Annotated in this window: 4 protein-coding genes; all 4 read right to left on the reverse strand. The window is 72.5% G+C overall.

Annotated elements, in window-relative coordinates; translation table 11 throughout:
* Positions 1-31: 31 nt before the first annotated feature.
* Positions 32-1267: a cytochrome P450 gene (locus tag ACFT9I_RS34670; protein WP_382571118.1), complete on the reverse strand. Its 1236-nt coding sequence runs from the start codon at positions 1265-1267 to the stop codon at positions 32-34.
* A gap of 47 nt (positions 1268-1314) precedes the next feature.
* Entirely contained in the window at positions 1315-11400 is a 10086-nt protein-coding gene (locus ACFT9I_RS34675) for an SDR family NAD(P)-dependent oxidoreductase (protein WP_382571127.1), read from the reverse strand.
* A 28-nt stretch (positions 11401-11428) separates the two neighbouring features.
* On the reverse strand, positions 11429-12364 hold the full coding sequence (locus ACFT9I_RS34680) for a proline iminopeptidase-family hydrolase (protein ID WP_382571119.1): 936 nt from the start codon (positions 12362-12364) through the stop codon (positions 11429-11431).
* A gap of 101 nt (positions 12365-12465) precedes the next feature.
* Positions 12466-18441, reverse strand: a complete 5976-nt coding sequence (locus ACFT9I_RS34685; RefSeq protein ID WP_382571120.1) for a type I polyketide synthase — start codon at positions 18439-18441, stop codon at positions 12466-12468.
* Positions 18442-18446 lie beyond the last annotated feature (5 nt).

Raw genomic sequence — 18446 nt, forward strand, 5'->3', positions numbered from 1 at the left:
GACCCCTTCTGGTGTTTCCGGTACGGGCCGTTCAGCGGCCGAGCTTCACCGGAAGCGAGGTGTAACCGGTCAGGCCCATGATGGCGCGGCGCCCGGGGGTGCCGGCCAGTTCGATGTTCGCGAACGTGTCGATCAGCTTCGGGAAGAGATCGGCGGCCTCCATACGGGCGAGGCTGCCGCCGAAGCAGAAGTGGCCGCCGGCGCTGAAGCTCAGGTGCGTGCCGTTGTCGCGGCTCAGGTCCAGCCGGTGCGGGTCGGGGAAGCGCGCCGGGTCCCGGTTGGCGGCGGAGAGCAGGGCCAGGACGAGTACGCCCTCGGGAATGTCGGTGCCGCCGATGGTGATGGGGCGCGTCGTGAGACGGCTCGACGCCGTGGTGTGGGCGGTGTGACGCAGCAGCTCCTCGACGGCCGTCGGCGTGATGGTCTTGTCCGCGCGCCAGCGCTTCAGCTCGTCGGGGTGCTCGATGAGCGCGAGCACACCGGTCGCGATGAGGTTGGTGGTGGCCGCGAAGCCCGCCGTGAACAGGAAGAGGATGAGCGCCATCAGCTCCTCCTCGTCGAGCTTCCCGTTGGTCGCCTCCTGGACGAGGGCGGACATCAGGTCGTCCTTGGGCTCGGCGCGGCACGCCTTGATCACACCGCTGAAGTACCCGGTCAGCTCCTCGGCGGCGGCGTCGGCGGCCGCCAGGTCCTCGTCGGTGTAGATACCGGAGAAGACGCGTGACCAGTCGTCGGCCAGCTCCCAGGTGCGCTTGCCGTCCTCGTAGGGAAGGCCGAGCATGTCGCTGATGACCGCGACGGGGAAGGGCATGGCCAGCAGTTCGACGATGTCGACCGGCTCGCCGCCCGCCGACTTCTCGATGAGTTCGTTGATCAGCTCGTCGGTCCGCTTCTCGACCGCCGGCTGCATCTTCTTGATCTTGTTGGGGGTGAACACCCGGGCGGCCAGGCCGCGAACCCGGCCGTGGTCGGGCGCGTTGAGGGTGACCATCGAGTTCAGATACATGCGCAGGGAGATGTGCTCGGCCCAGTCCTCACGCATCTGGGCGGCCGCGCGGGCACCGCTGTGCACGTCGGGCATCTTCAGGAGCGCGGTGACCTCCTCGTACCCCGACAGCGCGTAGATGCCGAGCGCGGACTTGTGGACCCGGTTCACCGACTGCAAGGTCTCGTAGATGGGGAAGGGGTCGTCGGGGAAGGGCGGCGACAGCAGCTTCATCAGCGCCTCGTCGGCCTGCTGGGTGGTGGGCGTCGCTTCGGTGGTCACGTGGTCGTTCTCCTCGTTATGAGTGGTGGTTCCGGTCCGGCACGGGTTTACGGCGCGGACCGCGTGTCGAGCTCGTCGTCGAGGACGTCGAACAGCTCATCGGCCGAGAGCGAGTCGAGTTCGGCCTCGTCGCTCTCGTCCGGCCGGTGGGTCTCGGTCCAGCCGGCCACCAGCGCGCGCAGCCGGTCGGCGACGCGACCGAACGTCTCCTCGTTAGGCGTCACCGACGCCAACGCCGCCTCCAGACGGGCCAGTTCCGCCTCCAGCGGCGACCCGGCGGGCTCCTGGTCACCGCTCAGCTGCTCGCGCAGGGACTCGGCGACGGCGGCGGGAGTGGGATGGTCGAAGACCAGGGTGGCGGGCAGTTTCAACCCCGTGGCCGAGCGCAGGGTGTTGCGCAGTTCCACGGCGGTGAGCGAGTCGAATCCGAGGTCCTTGAACGCCCGGTCGGACCGGACGGCGTCCACGCCGTCGTGACCGAGCACCGCCGCCACATGCGTGCGGACCAGCTCGACCAGGATGCTGTCCCGCTCGGCGTCGTCGGCCGCGGCCGCCAGGGTCCGCCGCAGTCCCGCGCCGCCGTCTCCGCCGCCGGCCGCTCCCGCGCCCCCGGTGCGGCGGCGCGAGGTGGGCACCAAGCCGCGTAGCAGCAAAGGCAGTTGGTCGACGGCCCGTGTCCGCAGAGCCCCCGTGTCCAGGCGGAACGGCGCCAGCGCCGGCTCCCCCGTACGCAACGAGTCGTCCAGCAGCGCCAGGCCCTCCTCCTGCGACAGGGCGGGCAGGCCCATGCGCAGCATGCGTTTGCGGTCGGCGTCGGCCAGTTCGCCGAGCCCGGTGTCGGCTTCCCACAGTCCGAACGCCAGTGAGGTCACCGGCAGTCCGGCCTGGTGGCGGTGGTGGGCGAGCGCGTCCAGGAACACGTTCGCCGCCGCGTAGTTGCCCTGGCCCGCCGCCAGCAGCAGGCCGCCCATCGAGGAGAACAGGACGAACGCCGACAGGTCCCGGTCGGCCGTCAGCTCGTGCAGATGCCAGGCCCCGTCCACCTTGGGCCGCAGGACGGTGTCCATGCGCTCCGGCGTCAGCCCGCGGACCAGCCCGTTGTCCACGACAGCGGCCGCGTGGACGACCGCCCCGACCGGATGCCGGTCGAGCACCGCGGCCACCGCGGCCCGGTCGGTCACGTCGCACGCCTCGATGTCCACCCGCGCCCCGTGGGCGCTCAGTTCGGCGCGCAGTTCGGCCGCGCCCGGTGCGCTCTCGCCCCGGCGGCTGGTCAGGACGAGATGCCGGATGCCGTGCACGGTCACCAGGTGACGGGCGACCAGAGCGCCGAGTCCGCTGGTGCCGCCCGTGATCAGCACCGTCGGCGACGACTCCCACGGGTTCCGCTCGGCGTCCACCGCCGCGGCGGGAACGCGGGTGAGCGCGGGAACAAGAAGCTCGCCGCCCCGGACCGCCGCCTCGGGCGCGTCGACGAAGGGCGGCACGGTGGCCCCGTCGCCCAGGTCGAGCAGAAGGAACCGGCCGGGATTCTCCGCCGCCGCCGCCCGGACCAGGCCCCACACGGGTGCCTGGCTCAGATCGATGTCCTCGCCCTCGATCGGCACCGCGCGACGGGTGACGACCGCGAGCTTCTCCTCGCTCCTGCCCGTGTCGGCGAGCCAGTCCTGGATACGCGCCAGCACCTGGTCGGCGACCGCGTGCGCGGCCTCGGGAGTGTCGCCGTCGGCGCGCGGGACCTCGTACACCACGACGGGTGTCTCCAGCGCGGCCGCGCCGGTGGCCTTGGTCCAGGTGAGGGCGAACAGCGACTCGCGGTGGTCGCCGTCGACCCGTAGCTGCTCGGCCGATACGGGACGCGACGTCAGGCTCGTGACGGAGAGCACGGGGGCGCCGGTCCCGTCGGCGACCTGGACGTCCGTGCCGTCGCCGCCCTCCGGGTTGGACAGACGGACGCGCAGCGCCGACGCCCCGGCGCGGTGGAGCGTGACACCGTTCCAGGAGAACGGCAGCTCCGGCGCGTCGGTCGCGGCGCCTTCCTCGATGAGCCCCACATGCATCGCCGCGTCCAGCAGCGCCGGATGCAGGCCGAACCGGGCGGCGTCCGAGCCCTCCGGGAGCGAGACCTCGGCGAACACGACGCCGTCGCCGTCCCGCCAGGCCGCCTTGAGCCCCTGGAAGGTGGGGCCGTAGTCGTAGCCGCGGGCGAGCAGCCGCTCGTAGGCGCCGTCCACCGGAAGCGGCGTGGCACCGATCGGCGGCCATTGGGTCAGGTCGGAGGAGGGAGGTACGGCCGACGGGGTGAGGGCGCCGGCCGCGTTGCGGGTCCAGATCTCGTCGTCCAGGGACGAGTAGATCTCGACGGTGCGTGCCTCGGAGTCGTCCGGGCCGCCGACGAGGACGCGGACGGCGACCGCGCCCTTCTCGGGAACGACGAGCGGCGCCTCCAGGGTCAGCTCGTCGATCGTGCCGCAATCCACCTGCGCGGCGGCCTGCAGGGCCAGTTCGACCAGTCCGGTGCCGGGCAGCAGCAGGGTGCCCAGTACGTCGTGGTCGGCGAGCCAGGGGTGGGTGTCGAGGGAGAGCCGTCCGGTGAACACGACACCGCCGGTGTCCGGGAGCACGATGCCCGATGTCAGCAAGGGGTGGTCGACGGCGTCCGCACCGGCTGTGGTCCTGGACTGCTCGATCAGCCAGTAACGCTTGCGCTGGAAGGCGTACGTCGGCAGATCGACCCGCCGCGCACCACGCCCGTCGAAGACGGCGTCCCAGTCGACCGGAACCCCGGCCGCGAACAGCCGGCCCACCCCGGCGAACACACTCTCCACCTCGGGGCGGTCGCGTCGCAGCGTGGGCGCCAGGGTGCCCTCGGCACTCTGACCCGCCATCGCCGTCAGCACACCGTCCGGACCGATCTCCAGGAACCGGGTCACGCCCTCGTCCTGCAAGTGGCGTACGTCGTCGGCGAACCGCACGGCGTCGCGTACGTGGGCCACCCAGTAGTCGGCCGACGCCACATCCCGTACCAGCCGAATCGTGGGCTCCTGGTACGTGACGCTCTCCGCGATCTTGCGGAAGTCGTCCAGCATCGGGTCCATAAGCGGCGAGTGGAACGCGTGAGAGACCGTCAGACGGTTGCGCTTGCGGTCGGTGAACCGCTCCGCGACCGCCGTCACCGCCTCCTCCTCACCCGAAATCACCACCGAGGACGGACTGTTGACCGCCGCGACACTCACCCCACCGGTCAGCAGCGGCAGCACTTCCTCCCCGGTGGCCTGGATCGCGACCATCGCCCCACCCGCCGGCAACGCCTGCATCAACCGCCCACGCGCCGAGATCAACCGGCCCGCATCCTCAAGACCGAACACCCCCGCCACATGCGCCGCAGCCAACTCACCGATCGAATGCCCCACCAGGAAGTCCGGCTTGACCCCCCACGACTCCACCAGCCGGAACAAGGCGACTTCGAGGGCGAAGATCGCCGGCTGGGTGAACTCCGTACGACTCAGAGCCTCTTCATCGCCCCACATCACCTCACGCACAGCGGGGTCGAGCACCCCACACACCGCATCGAACGCCGACGCGAAAGCGGGGAACGTCTCGTACAACTCCCGCCCCATGCCGAGGCGTTGACTCCCCTGCCCGGTGAACAGGAACGCCACCTTGCCCACACCGGGCTCACCCGTGACCGTCTCGGACCCGACGAGTACCGCGCGGTGTTCGAGAGCGGCCCGGCCGGTCGCGGCCGAGTATGCGACGTCGAGCGCGTTCCCGTCCGCCACCAGCGCGCCGAACCGGCCGATCTGCGCCTCCAGCGCCGCCGGGCTCTTCCCCGACACCACCACCGGCGCCACCGGCAACTCCCGCCGCTCCAGCGCCACTTCCTCGACCGGTGCGACTTCTTCGACGATGACGTGGGCGTTCGTGCCGCTGATACCGAAGGAGGAGATGGCGGCGCGGCGCGGACGGCCCTCGCTCGGCCAGTCACGCGCCTCCGTCAGCAGCCGCACATCACCCGCGTCCCAGTCCACCTGCTTCGTCGGCTCATCCACATGCAACGTCTTCGGCAGCCGGCCGTGCCGCATCGCCTCGACCATCTTGATGATCCCGGCCACACCCGCCGCCGCCTGCGTATGACCGATGTTCGACTTGATCGAACCCAGCCACAACGGCCGTCCTTCGGGGCGGCCTTGGCCATAGGTGGCGAAGAGTGCCTGGGCCTCGATCGGGTCACCCAGCGTCGTACCGGTGCCGTGTGCCTCGACCGCGTCGACATCGGCGGCCACCAGACCGGCGTTGGCCAGCGCCTGCTTGATCACACGGCGCTGGGAGGGGCCGTTGGGGGCCGTCAGACCGTTGCTTGCCCCGTCCTGGTTCAGCGCGCTCCCGCGCACCACCGCCAGCACCGGATGCCCCAGCCGACGCGCCTCCGACAGCCGCTCGACGACGAGAACGCCCGCTCCCTCGCCCCACCCGGTGCCGTCGGTGGAGGACGAGAAGGACTTGCAGCGGCCGTCGGCGGCCAGGCCGCGCTGCTCGCTGAAGTCGATGAACGACTGCGGTGTTCCCATCACGGTCACGCCGCCGACGAGGGCCAGCGAGCACTCGCCGGAACGCAGTGCCTGCGCCGCCCAGTGCAGGGCCACCAGGGACGACGAGCACGCCGTGTCCACGCTCACCGCGGGGCCTTCGAGGCCGAGGGTGTAGGACACGCGCCCCGATACGAGGCTGCCGCCGCCGGTGCCGCCGGGGTAGTCGTGGTACATCACCCCGGCGAAGACACCGGTCGGGCTGCCCTTGAGCGTGGTGGGCGCGATCCCGGCGCGCTCCAGCGCCTCCCAGGACGTCTCCAGCAGCAGCCGCTGCTGAGGGTCCATGTCCAGGGCCTCACGCGGACTGATGCCGAAGAACTCGGCGTCGAACTGCGCCGCGTCGTGCAGGAATCCGCCGTCGCGCACATAGGTCTTCCCCGGGATGCCGGGCTCGGGGTCGTAGATGTCCTCCACACCCCAGCCACGGTCGGCCGGGAACTCCGATATCGCGTCGACGCCCTCGTCGACGAGCCGCCACAACCCCTCGGGCGTGTCCACGCCACCGGGATAACGGCAGGCCATCGAGACGATGGCGATCGGGTCGTCGTCCGACGGGCGTACCACGGACGCGACCGGCGCCGTCTCGACGGCTCCGGACAGCTCCTGGAGGAGATGTCCCGCCAGCACGTCGGGGGTGGGGTAGTCGAAGACGAGGGTGGCGGGCAGGCGCAGTCCGGTGGCGGCGCCCAGCAGGTTGCGCAGTTCGATCGCGGTCAGGGAGTCGAATCCGAGGTCGCGGAAGGCGCGCTCGGGGTCGATGGCCTCGGCGCCGCCGTGGCGCAGGACCATCGCCGCCTGGGAGCGTACGAGACCGAGGAGTTCGTCGGCCCGTTCCGCGTCGGTGAGTCCGGCCAGGCGCTGCCGCAGGACGCCGGTCGCGGACGCGTCGTTGTCGAGGACACGGCGCGCACGGCCGCGCACCAGGCCGCGCAGGATGGGCGGCGGTGTGTCGAAGGCCGCGAGGTCGAACCGGACGGGCACCAGTACGGGCTCCGCCACGCCGGTGGCGGCGTCGAGCAGGGCGAGGCCCTCCTCCGGCGCCAGGTCGCGCATGCCGGCCGAGGCGAGGCCGTCGGCCATTCCTTCTCCGGCCCACGGGCCCCAGGCGAGCGACTGCGCGGGCAGTCCGGCGGCGTGCCGGTGGCGCGCGAGGCCGTCGAGGAGTGTGCTGGCGGCGGCGTAGTTGCCCTGGCCGGGTGCGCCGAGTACGCCCGCGACGGACGAGAAGAGCACGAACGCGGTGAGCCCCATGTCGCGGGTGAGTTCGTGGAGATGCCATGCGGCGTCCGCCTTCGGGCGGAGCACGTGGTCGATGCGCTCGGGGGTCAGCGAGAGGAGTACGCCGTCGTCCAGGACGCCGGCCGCGTGGACGACTCCGCCGATGGTCCGGCCGTCGAGCAGCGTGGCCAGGGCGTCGCGGTCGGCGGCGTCGCAGGCGACCACCTCGACCTCGGCGCCGAGTGCCGTCAGTTCCTCGGCGAGTTCGGCGGCTCCGGGCGCCTGCGGGCCCCGGCGGCTGGTCAGCAGCAATCGCCGTACGTCGTGCCGGGTGACCAGATGACGGGCGACGGCGGCGCCGAGGGCGCCGGTCCCGCCGGTGATCAGCACGGCGCGTTCGGTGTCCCAGGCGGAGGGGGCCGATTCGAGCGGTACGCCGACCAGCCGGGGCACCCGTGTCTCGCCGCCGCTCACGCGCAGTTCGGGCTCGCCGATCGCGACGATGTGCTGGGGGTCGACCGGGGCGTCGGTGTCGACGAGGAAGAAGCGGCCGGGGTGCTCGCCCTCGGCGGCGCGTACCAGTCCCCAGGCGGCGGCGTGGCCGAGGTCGGAGCCGTCGGTGGCGCCGTCGGTGACGACGACGAGGGCGGTGTCGCCCTCGATCGCGGCCTGAACGGCCGCCAGCACGCCGGTAGTTACCGCGCGCACGGCGGCCGGTGTGTCGCCGGTCGTCGGCGGGCAGTGGTGAACGCTCACCTCGGTGTCCTCGGCCGGTGAGCGGACTTCGCCGGCCGGGACCCAGTCCACGCGGAAGAGGGCGTTCGCGACCCGGCCCGCGGCCGGCGACAGGCCGTCGGCGGTGACGGGGCGGAGCGTCAGCGAGCCGACCGAGGCGACGGGCCGTCCCATGGCGTCGGCCAGTTCCAGGGACACCGACTTGTCGCCCCGGACGCGCAGGCGGACCCGTGCGGCGGTGGCGCCTTCCGCGTGGAGGGTGACGTCCGACCAGGAGAACGGCAGGACCTTCGCGTCCTCGCCCGCCAGGTCGAGCACGTGCAACGCCGCGTCGAACAGGGCGGGATGGAGGCCGAAGCCTCCGGCGTCCACACCCTCGGGCAGGGCGATCTCGGCGAACAGCTCGTCGCCGCGCCGCCATCCGGCGCGCAGTCCCTGGAACGTCGGCCCGTACTCCAGCCGCTCGTAGAGTCCTTCGACCGTCAGCGACTCGGCGTCGCGCGGCGGCCACGCCACCAGGTCGGTGGCCGGCTCGCCCGCGTCGGGCGCCAGGAACCCCTCGGCGTGCAGGATCCATTCGTGGTCGAGCGGGGCGTCGTCGGCGCGGGAGAACACGCTCACCGGGCGGAGTCCCGACGCGTCGGGCGCGTCGACGGCGACCTGGATGTGGACGCCGCCGTGCTCGGGCAGGAACAGGGGCGCGGCGACGTTGAGTTCCTCGACGCGGTTCCATCCCACCTGGTCCCCCGCGCGCACGGCGAGTTCCACGTACGCGGTACCGGGCAGCAGGACGGAGCCCATCATCGTGTGGTCGGACAGCCAGGGGTGGGCCCCTGCGGACAGCCGTCCGGTGAACACCACGCCGTCGGAGCCGGGCAGGTGCACCATCGCGCCGAGCAGCGGGTGGTCGGGCCGGTCGAGACCGGCGGAGGTGACGTCGCCGCCCAGGCCGCGCTTGTCGAACCAGTAACGGGCGCGCTGGAAGGGGTAGGTGGGCAGGTCGACCCGCCGGGCGCCGCGTCCCTCGAAGACACCCGCCCAGTCGACCTTCAGGCCCGCCGTGTGCAGGCCGCCGAGGGCGGTGAGGGCGGCGACGGGTCCGGTTTCGTTACGGCGCAGGGCCGGGACGAGTACGGCGGTGTCGGCGGTGGTGGTGAGGCACTGGCGGGCCATGGCGGTGAGGATGCCGTCGGGGCCGAGTTCGACGTACCGGTTGACGCCTTCGGCTTCCAGCCGGGTCACCGCGTCGGCGAAGCGGACCGTGTCACGGACGTGCCCCACCCAGTACGCGGCGGTGGTGACATCGCCGCTCGCCACGACGGGGACGGCGGGCTCCGCGTAGGTGACGCGCTCCGCGACGCGGCGGAAGTCGTCCAGCATCGGGTCCATCAGCGTCGAGTGGAACGCGTGCGACACCTTCAGCCGGTTGGTCCTGCGCGCGCCGAGCTGTTCGAGGACCGCGTCCACGGCCTCCTCGGTGCCCGAAAGCACCACGGAGGTGGGGCCGTTGACGGCGGCGATACCGACGCCGTCCCGAAGCAGCGGGACGACCTCGTCCTCGGTGACCTCGACCGCGACCATCGCCCCGCCCGGCGGCAGCGCCTGCATCAGCCGTGCCCGCGCGGTGACCAGCGAGGCGGCGTCGGGCAGGGAGAACACCCCGGCCACATGGGCGGCGGCGAGTTCGCCGATGGAGTGCCCGGCGACGAAGTCGGGCCGTACGCCCCACGATTCGAGCAGTCTGAAGAGGGCGACCTGGAGAGCGAAGATCGCGGGCTGGGTGAACTCGGTGCGGCTCAGGGCCTCTTCGTCGCCCCACATGACCTCACGCACGGTGGGGTCGAGCGCGGAGCACACCTCGTCGAAGGCGCGCGCGAACACGGGGAACGCCGCGTGCAGGTCGCGGCCCATGCCGAGCCGCTGGCTGCCCTGGCCGGTGAAGAGGAAGGCCGTCAGCCCGGTCGACCGGGCGGCGCCGCCGAGGGGCGCGCCGTCCGCCAGCGCGGTCAGCGCGGTCAGGATCTCGTCGCGGTCGTGGCCGACGACGACGGCGCGGCGGGTGAGCGCGGCGCGGGAGGTGGCGAGGGAGAACGCCATGTCCACGGGGTCGAGACCGGGCGTGGTCCGCAGGTGGTCGGCCAACTGCCGGGCCTGGGCGCGTATCGCGGTCTCGGTGCCGGCCGACAGCGGCAGCGGCACGGGGAGGGGCGCGTCCGTGGCCGGGCGCGGTGCGGCGGGCTCGGGCTCGGACTCGGTGTCGGGCTGCGCCTGCTCGATGATCACATGGGCGTTGGTGCCGCTGACGCCGAAGGAGGACACCGCCGCGCGGCGCGGCCGGTCGGCGTCGGGCCAGGCGCGCGCCTCGGTGAGCAGACGGACGTTGCCGGCCTCCCAGTCGACCTGCGGCGACGCCTCGTCGACGTGCAGTGTCTTCGGCAGTGTGCCGCGCCGGATGGCCTCGACCATCTTGATGACGCCCGCGACACCGGCGGCGGCCTGGGTGTGGCCGATGTTCGACTTGACCGAACCGAGCCACAGCGGCTCTTTCCGGCCCTGTCCGTACGTGGCGAGCAGTGCCTGCGCCTCGATGGGGTCGCCGAGCGAGGTACCGGTGCCGTGGCCCTCCATGGCGTCGACGTCGGCGGTCGTCAGTCCGGCCGCGGTGAGCGCCTGCTGGATGACCCGGCGCTGGGAGGGGCCGTTGGGGGCGCTGAAGCCGTTGGACGCGCCGTCCTGGTTGACCGCGGAGCCGCGTACGACGGCCAGCACGGGGTGCCCGTTGCGGCGGGCGTCGGACAGCTTCTCCAGCAGCAGGACGCCCGCGCCCTCGGCCCAGCCGGTGCCGTCGGCGGAGGCGGCGAACGAGCGGCAGCGGCCGTCGGCCGAGAGCCCGCGCTGCTCGCTGAACTCGATGAACGTCTCGGGTGTGGCCATGACGCTGACGCCGCCGGCGAGCGCCAGGGTGCACTCACCCGAGCGCAGGGCCTGCGACGCCCATTGGAGTGCGACCAGCGACGACGAGCAGGCCGTGTCGACGGTGACCGCCGGGCCTTCCAGGCCGAGGGTGTAGGCGACGCGTCCGGAGACCAGGCTGCCGTCGCTGCTGGTGATGCCGTAGTCGTGGTACATCGCGCCGGCGAACACACCGGTGCGGCTGCCGCGCAGCGACGCCGGGTCGAGTCCGGCGCGCTCCATCGACTCCCAGGTGATCTCAAGGAGGAGCCGCTGCTGGGGGTCCATGGTGAGGGCCTCGCGCGGGCTGATCCCGAAGAACTCGGGGTCGAACTGCGCGGCGTCGTGCAGGAATCCGCCCTCGCGCGCGTACGTCTTGCCGGGCTTTCCGGGCTCGGGGTCGTACAGCGCGCCCATGTCCCAGCCGCGGTCGCCCGGGAACGGGCTGATCGCGTCGCGGCCTTCGTCGACCAGCGCCCACAGGTCCTCGGGGGATCCGACGCCGCCGGGGTACCGGCAGGCCATACCGATGATCACGATGGGTTCGGTGGTGACGCTCGCGGCGGCGCGCAGGCTGTCGTTGTCCTGCCGCAGCCTCTCGTTCTCGACCAGCGAGCCACGCAGTGCCTCGACGATCTCCTCGACTTTGGCGTTCATCGTCGTCTCAGCCTCCGCTCACGGTGGTGGTCCGCGTGTCGCCCACGCGTACCGAGTCAAGGAATCCGCCGAGCACCTCGTAGAACCGTTCCGGCTCCTCCAGGTGCGGGTTGTGGCTGGAGTTCTCCAGGATTTCCCAGCGGGAGTCGGGGATGAGTTCGTCGTAGGGGCGCACGGTGACGGGGGTGGCCTCGTCGTGGCGGCCCGAGATGATGAGGGTGGGTGCGCTGATGTCGGGCAGGCAGTCGATGACCGACCAGTCGCGGATGCTGCCGATGACATGGAACTCGTTGGGGCCGTTCATGGTGCGGTAGACCGTCGGGTCGGTGACGGCTTCCAGGTACGAGGCCATGAGTTCGCTGGGCCACGGTTCGACGCGGCAGACGTGGCGGCTGTAGAAGACCAGCATCGCCTCCAGGTACTCGTCGCTGTCGGTGGTGCCGGCGGCCTCGTGCCGTCGCAGTGTGTCGTCCACGCCCGGGGGCAGTTGGGCGCGCAGTACGTCCATCTCCGACAGCCACAGCGGGTAGGAGGCCGGTGCGTCGGCGATGACCAGGCCGCGCAGCCCGGCGGGTCTGGCCGAGGCGTGCCAGGCCGCCAGCAGCCCGCCCCACGACTGTCCGAACAGGACGTAGTCGTCGGCGATGTCGAGCCGGCGCAGCAGGTTCTCCAGCTCGTCGCGGAACAGCTGGGGTGTCCAGAAGCCGGGGTCGGCGTCGGGGAGGTGGGTGGAGCCGCCGTTCCCGATCTGGTCGTAGTGCACCACCGACCAGCCCTGTTCGGCGTAGACGGACAGTCCGGTCAGATAGTCGTGGGTGGAGCCGGGGCCTCCATGCACGACGACGAGGGCCGGGCGGCCCTTCGCGGGCTGCCCGGTGACGCGGTACCAGGTCTTGAACTCCCCGAAGGGAACAGTTCCTTTGGCCGTGGGCGTGGACGCCATTTCTCAAACCACCTAAGTTCGGGTCGTTCTCAGCAGCGGTGCCGCGTCCCCCGCACGCGGCGTGCACTTCTTCCGAGGGGAAGCCTGGCGTCGGCCACGGCTCAGTCGAGCGTCTCCAGCCACTCCTCGATGACTCGGGCGGTCGCCGGGGCGTGGTCCTGCCCGAGCGAGAAGTGGTTGCCTTCGACGGTGCGCAGGGTGTGCTCGGAGTCCCACGGGCGGGCCCGCATCTCCGCCACGTCGACCCCCTCGGGGGGCTGGACGAACGGCTCGGACGCCTGGACGAACAGGGTCGGCGCGGCCAGTCGTACGGGGTCGAAGCCCGCCAGCACCTGGAAGTAGTGCGGCATCGCGGACAGCCGGGCGGCGTCGTAGTTGCCGAGGGTCGTCTCCACCGTGAGCAGTTCGCCCATGAGGTGGCCGAAGCCGACGTTCATCGCGGTGTCCTCGACCCGGAAGGTGTCGATCAGGACGAGTCCGGCGGGCGGGACCTTGAGGGTCTCCTCCAGGTGCCGGGCGATGATGTGGCCGATGATGCCGCCGGACGAGTAGCCGAGCAGTACGAACGGCTCGCCTTCCGCCGCCGCCAGTACGGCGTCGCTCAGCACCTGGGTCAGCGCCTCGACGTTGTCGGGCAGTGGCTCGTCCCGGTGGAATCCGGGCAGTGCCACCGCCGACACGTGCCGGACGTCGCGGAATTCGGAACCCAGCCGGGCGTGCTGGTGCACGCCGCCGCCCGCCATGGGGGTGGCCAGGCAGATCAGCCGGGGGCGGCCGGGGCCGTCGGCCAACTGCACCCGCTTGGGGGCCCGTTCGAGCTCGGCGGGCGTGGTGAACCGGGGCCGCAGCGCCGCGACCGCCGACATCAGGGCCAGTGCCCCGGTCGTGTCACCGGCCCGGACCGCCCGCCGGAACAGTTCGGTGACGGTCTCGTCGTCCTCTTCCGAGGGTTCGGCGGCGGGCTCGGCGCCGGTGGTCACCCTCCCGGACTCCATCTCGTCGGCGAGGAGCCGGGCCAGGTTGGCCGGGGTCTTGCTGTCGAACACCGCCATCATGGGCAGCTTGGCCCCGGTGGCGGCGATCAGCGCGGTGCGCAGTTCCATCGCGGTGAGCGAGTCGAACCCGGACTCCAGGAAGTCGCGGCTGGGGTCGACGGCGTCGGCGTCGGCGTGTCCGAGCACGGACGCGGCGAGGCTCAGCACCAGGTCGCTCAGGGCCCGCTCCCGCTGTTCGACGGGCATCGCGGCCAGCTCGTGCCGCAGCGCCGACGGGTCGGCGGTCGCGGCGCGGCGCCGCACGGCCGGGACCAAGCCCCGCAGTACGACGGGGAGTTCGCCGCCGGCCCCGTTCCGCAGCGCCCGGAGGTCCAGGCTCATCGGCACGAGCGCCGGCTCGGGCCGCGCGGACGCGGCGTCGAACAGCGCGAGGCCGTCGTGCGACGAGAGCGCGGGCATGCCCTGGCGGCGCAGCCGCCGCAGGTCGGCCTCGCTCAGATGGCCCGCCATGCCGCCGGTGTCCGCCCACAGTCCCCAGGCGAGGGACTGCGCGGGCAGTCCCTCGGTGTGGCGCCGTGCGGCGAGAGCGTCGAGGAACGTGTTGGCGGCGGCGTAGTTGCCCTGGCCGGGTGAGCCGAGCACGCCCGCCGCCGACGAGAACAGGACGAAGGCGCCGAGGTCCTGGTCGCGGGTGAGGTCGTGCAGGTTGAGCGCGCCGTCGACCTTGGGGCGCAGGACCTGGTCGAGGCCGTGCTCCGTCAGGTTGGCGATCATGTTGTCGGCCAGTACCCCGGCCGTGTGGACGACGGCGCCGAGGGTACGGCCGGCCAGCAGCGCCTCGACGGCGTCGCGGTCGGCCACGTCGCAGGCGGCGATCTCGACGGTCGCGCCGGCGGCGGTCAGCTCCTGGTGGAGGTCGGCCGCGCCCGTAGCGTCGATACCGCGACGGCTGGTCAACAGCAGGTCGCGGACGCCGTGTTCGGCCACCAGGTGACGGGCGACGAGCGCGCCGAGACCGCCCGTACCGCCGGTGATCAGCACGGCTCCCGGCCGGTCCCAGGGGGAGCGCGCGGGTGCTTCGTCCTCGGGCGGCGCCGGGACGCGCGCCAGCCGGGGGACCAGGATCTCCTCGCCGCGTACGCGCAGGTCGGGCTCGCCCGACGCGACGGCCCGGCCGGTCGTCTCCGGGTCGTCGCCGTCCGTGTCGAGGAGCGCGAAGCGCTCCGGGTCCTCGGAGCGGGCGGCGCGGACCAGGCCCCAGGCGGAGGCGTGCGCCAGGTCGTCGCCGCGGGTGACCACCATGAGCCTGCTGTCGGCGAACCGTTCGTCCGTGAGCCAGGTCTGCAGGGTCCGGAGTGTCTCGGCGGTGACGGTCCTGACGTCGTCGGCGAGCCGGCCGGTGCCTGCGGGGGGTGTCCAGAGGACCGTGGCGGGCACCGGGCCCGCGAGTTCCGCCAACTCGGTGACCGTGGTCCAGTCCGCGTCGGTGGCGGCGGCGGCGGCCGTGGCGGGTGTCCACGCGAGGTGGAAGAGGGAGTCGCCCGGCCCGGCGGCCGCCGGTGCGAGCTGCTCGGCGGAGACCTCCCGGGAGATCAGCGACTCCACGTACGCGACGGGCCGGCCCTGCGCGTCGGCGACGCGGATCGTCGTGCCGCCCTCGGCGTTGGGGGTGAACCGCACGCGCGCGGCCTTGGCGCCGAAGGCGTGCAGCCGGACGCCTTTCCAGGCGAACGGCAGTGAGGTGGGTTCGTCGTCGGCCGCGCCGAGTATCACCGCGTGCAGGGCGGAGTCGAGCAGGGCGGGGTGCAGGACGAACCTCTCGGCGTCGGCCACGTCGTCGGCGAGCGCCACCTCGGCGAACGTCTCGTCACCGACGCGCCAGGCCGCCTTGAGCGCCTGGAACGCGGGGCCGTACACGTATCCGAGGTCCGCGAACCGTTCGTACGCGCCGTCGGTGGTGATCCTCGTCGCCTCGTCCGGCGGCCAGCGCGTCAGGTCGAAGGCGGTCGCCGCGTCGGCGTCCTCGGGTACCAGGGCGCCCTCCGCGTGCAGGACCCACGGCGCGTCGTCGTCCGCGTCCTCGGCGAGCGAGTGGACGCTCAGCGGGCGCCGGCCGGTGTCGTCGGCCGGTTCACCGACCGTCAGCCGCAGTTGTACGCCGCCGCCCTCGGGCAGGACCAGCGGCGCGCGCAGGGTGAGTTCTTCGAGTACGCCGTGACCGACCTGCTCGCCCACACGCACGGCCAGTTCGACGAAGGCCGTGCCGGGCAGCAGCGTCGCGCCGAGCACCTCGTGGTCGGCCAGCCAGGGGTGGGTGTCGGTCGACAGACGCCCGGTGTAGATCACCGTCCGCGAGCCGGGAACGGCGATCTCGGCGCTCAGCAGGGGGTGGTCGAGCGCGCTGAGGCCCATGGCCGCCGCGCCGCCGCCCCCTCCGTCCACCGGCTCCTGGAGCCAGTAGCGGGTGCGCTGGAAGGAGTAGGTGGGCAGATCGACCCGGTGTGCCCCCCGGCCCGCGAAGAAGGCGGTCCAGTCGGGGGAGGTGCCCGTGGTGTGCAGGTGGGCGAGGGCGGTCAGCAGTGTCGTGGCCTCGGGCCGGTCACGGCGCAGGGCGGCGACGGAGGTGGCCTCCGGCGCGGTCTGGCGGGCCATGGCGGCGAGCGCCCCGTCGGGTCCGATCTCCAGGAACCGGGTGACGCCTTCGCCGTCCAGGCGTCGTACGTCGTCGGCGAACCGCACGGCCTCGCGCACATGGCGTACCCAGTAGTCGGCGGACGCCATGTCCTTGACCAGCCGGATGCGCGGCCGTTCGTAGGTGACGGACTCGGCGATCTTGCGGAAGTCCTCCAGCATCGGTTCCATCAGCGGCGAGTGGAACGCGTGGGACACGGTCAGCCGGCGTGTCCTGCGGTCGGTGAAGTGCTCGGTGACCGCCGTGACGGCGTCCTCGGTGCCCGAAATGACCACGGAGGTCGGGCTGTTGAGGGCGGCGATGCCCACCTCGTCGGTGAGATACGGCGTGACCTCCTCCTCGGTGGCCTGGATGGCCGTCATGGCTCCGCCGGCCGGCAGCGCCTGCATCAGCCGTCCACGTTCGGCGACCAGCCGCGCGGCGTCCGCCAGGCTGAGCACGCCCGCGACATGGGCGGCGGCCAGCTCGCCGATGGAGTGCCCGGCGAGGAAGTCGGGCTTGATTCCCCAGGATTCGACCAGCCGGAACAGGGCGACTTCCACGGCGAAGATCGCGGGCTGGGCGTACTCGGTGCGGTGCAGCGCCGCCTCGTCACCCCAGACCACGTCCTTGAGCGCCAGCCCCGTGGCCTCGCTCACCTCGTCGAACGCGGTGGCGAAGACCGGGAATGTCTCGTGCAACTCCCGTCCCATGCCGAGGCGTTGGCTGCCCTGGCCGGTGAAGAGGAACGCCACCTTGCCCTCGCGCCGCTTGCCGGTGACGACGGACGGCGCGGAGGTTCCGCCGGCCAGCGCGGCGAGTCCCGCGAGGAGGTCCTGGCGGTCGTCGGCGACGATCGCCGCGCGGTGTTCGAGGGCGGCGCGGCCGGTCGCCAGGGACAGGCCCACGTCCGCGGGCGTCAGGTCGGGCCGCTCGCGCAGATGGGAGTGGAGGGTTTCGGCCTGGGCGGACAGCGCCTGCTGGGTTCTGCCCGACAGGGTCCACAGGACCGGGCCGCCGGTGGTCGCGGCCGGCGGCGCGTCCTCCTCGGCGGCCGTGGCCTCCTCGGCCGGTGCCTCCTCGATGATGACGTGGGCGTTGGTGCCGCTGATGCCGAAGGACGACACACCGGCCCGGCGCGGATGTTCCTGGTCGGGCCACCGTCGCGCCTCGGTGAGCAGTCGTACGTCGCCGGACTCCCAGTCCACCTGGGGTGTCGGCGCGTCCACGTGCAGGGTGGGCGGCATGACGCCGTGCCGGATGGCCTCGACGACCTTGATGATGCCCGCCACGCCCGCCGCGGCCTGGGTGTGACCGATGTTCGACTTGATCGAGCCCAGCCACAGGGGCCGGTCCTCGGGGCGGTCCTGCCCGTAGGCGGCGAGCAGGGCCTGTGCCTCGATCGGGTCGCCGAGCGTCGTGCCGGTGCCGTGGCCCTCGATCAGGTCGACGCCGTCGGCGGAGACCCGGGCGTTGGCCAGCGCCTGCCTGATCACCCGTTGCTGGGCGGGGCCGTTGGGGGCGGTGATGCCGTTGCTGGCGCCGTCCTGGTTGATCGCCGTACCGCGCACGATTCCCAGCACCGGGTGGCCGTTGCGGCGGGCGTCGGACAGCCGCTCCACGAGGATCATGCCGACGCCCTCACCCCAGCCGGTGCCGTCGGCGGCGGCCGCGTACGACTTGCAGCGGCCGTCGGTCGCCAGTCCGCGCTGGTGGCTGAACTCGATGAAGGTCTCGGGCGTCGCCATCACGGTGACACCGCCGGCGAGCGCGAGCGTGCACTCCCCCGACCGCAGGGCCTGGACCGCCCAGTGCAGGGCGACCAGGGAGGACGAACAGGCGGTGTCGATCGTCACCGCGGGGCCCTCAAGACCCAGGGTGTAGGCGACGCGGCCGGAGGCCATGGCACCGGTGCTGCTGTTGTACGTGTAGTCGTGGTACATCATTCCGGCGAAGACACCGGTCGGGCTGCCCTTGAGCGTCGTCGGGTCGATCCCCGCCCGCTCCAGCACCTCCCAGGACGCCTCCAGCAAGAGCCGCTGCTGAGGGTCCATCACCAGCGCCTCGTTCGGCGCGATCCCGAAGAAGCCGGGGTCGAACTCGGCGGCGTCGTAAAGGAATCCGCCCTCGCGGGAGTACGTCTTGCCGGGCTTTCCGGGCTCGGGGTCGTAGATGCCCTCCTCGTCCCAGCCGCGGTCGGCGGGGAACCGGGAGACGGCGTCCGTCCCGTCGGCGACCAGCCGCCACAGCTGCTCGGGAGAGGTCGCGCCGGGGTAGCGGCAGCTCATCGCCACGATCGCGATCGGTTCGCGGGAGGCGGCCTGCAGGGCGCGGTTGCGCGTACGCAGGCTCTCGGACTCCTTGAGCGACGCGCGCAGCGCCGCCACGAGTTTCTGGTCGGTGTCGGCCATCGTGT

It is taken from the genome of Streptomyces sp. NPDC057137, assembly GCF_042670825.1.
Lineage (GTDB): Bacteria > Actinomycetota > Actinomycetes > Streptomycetales > Streptomycetaceae > Streptomyces.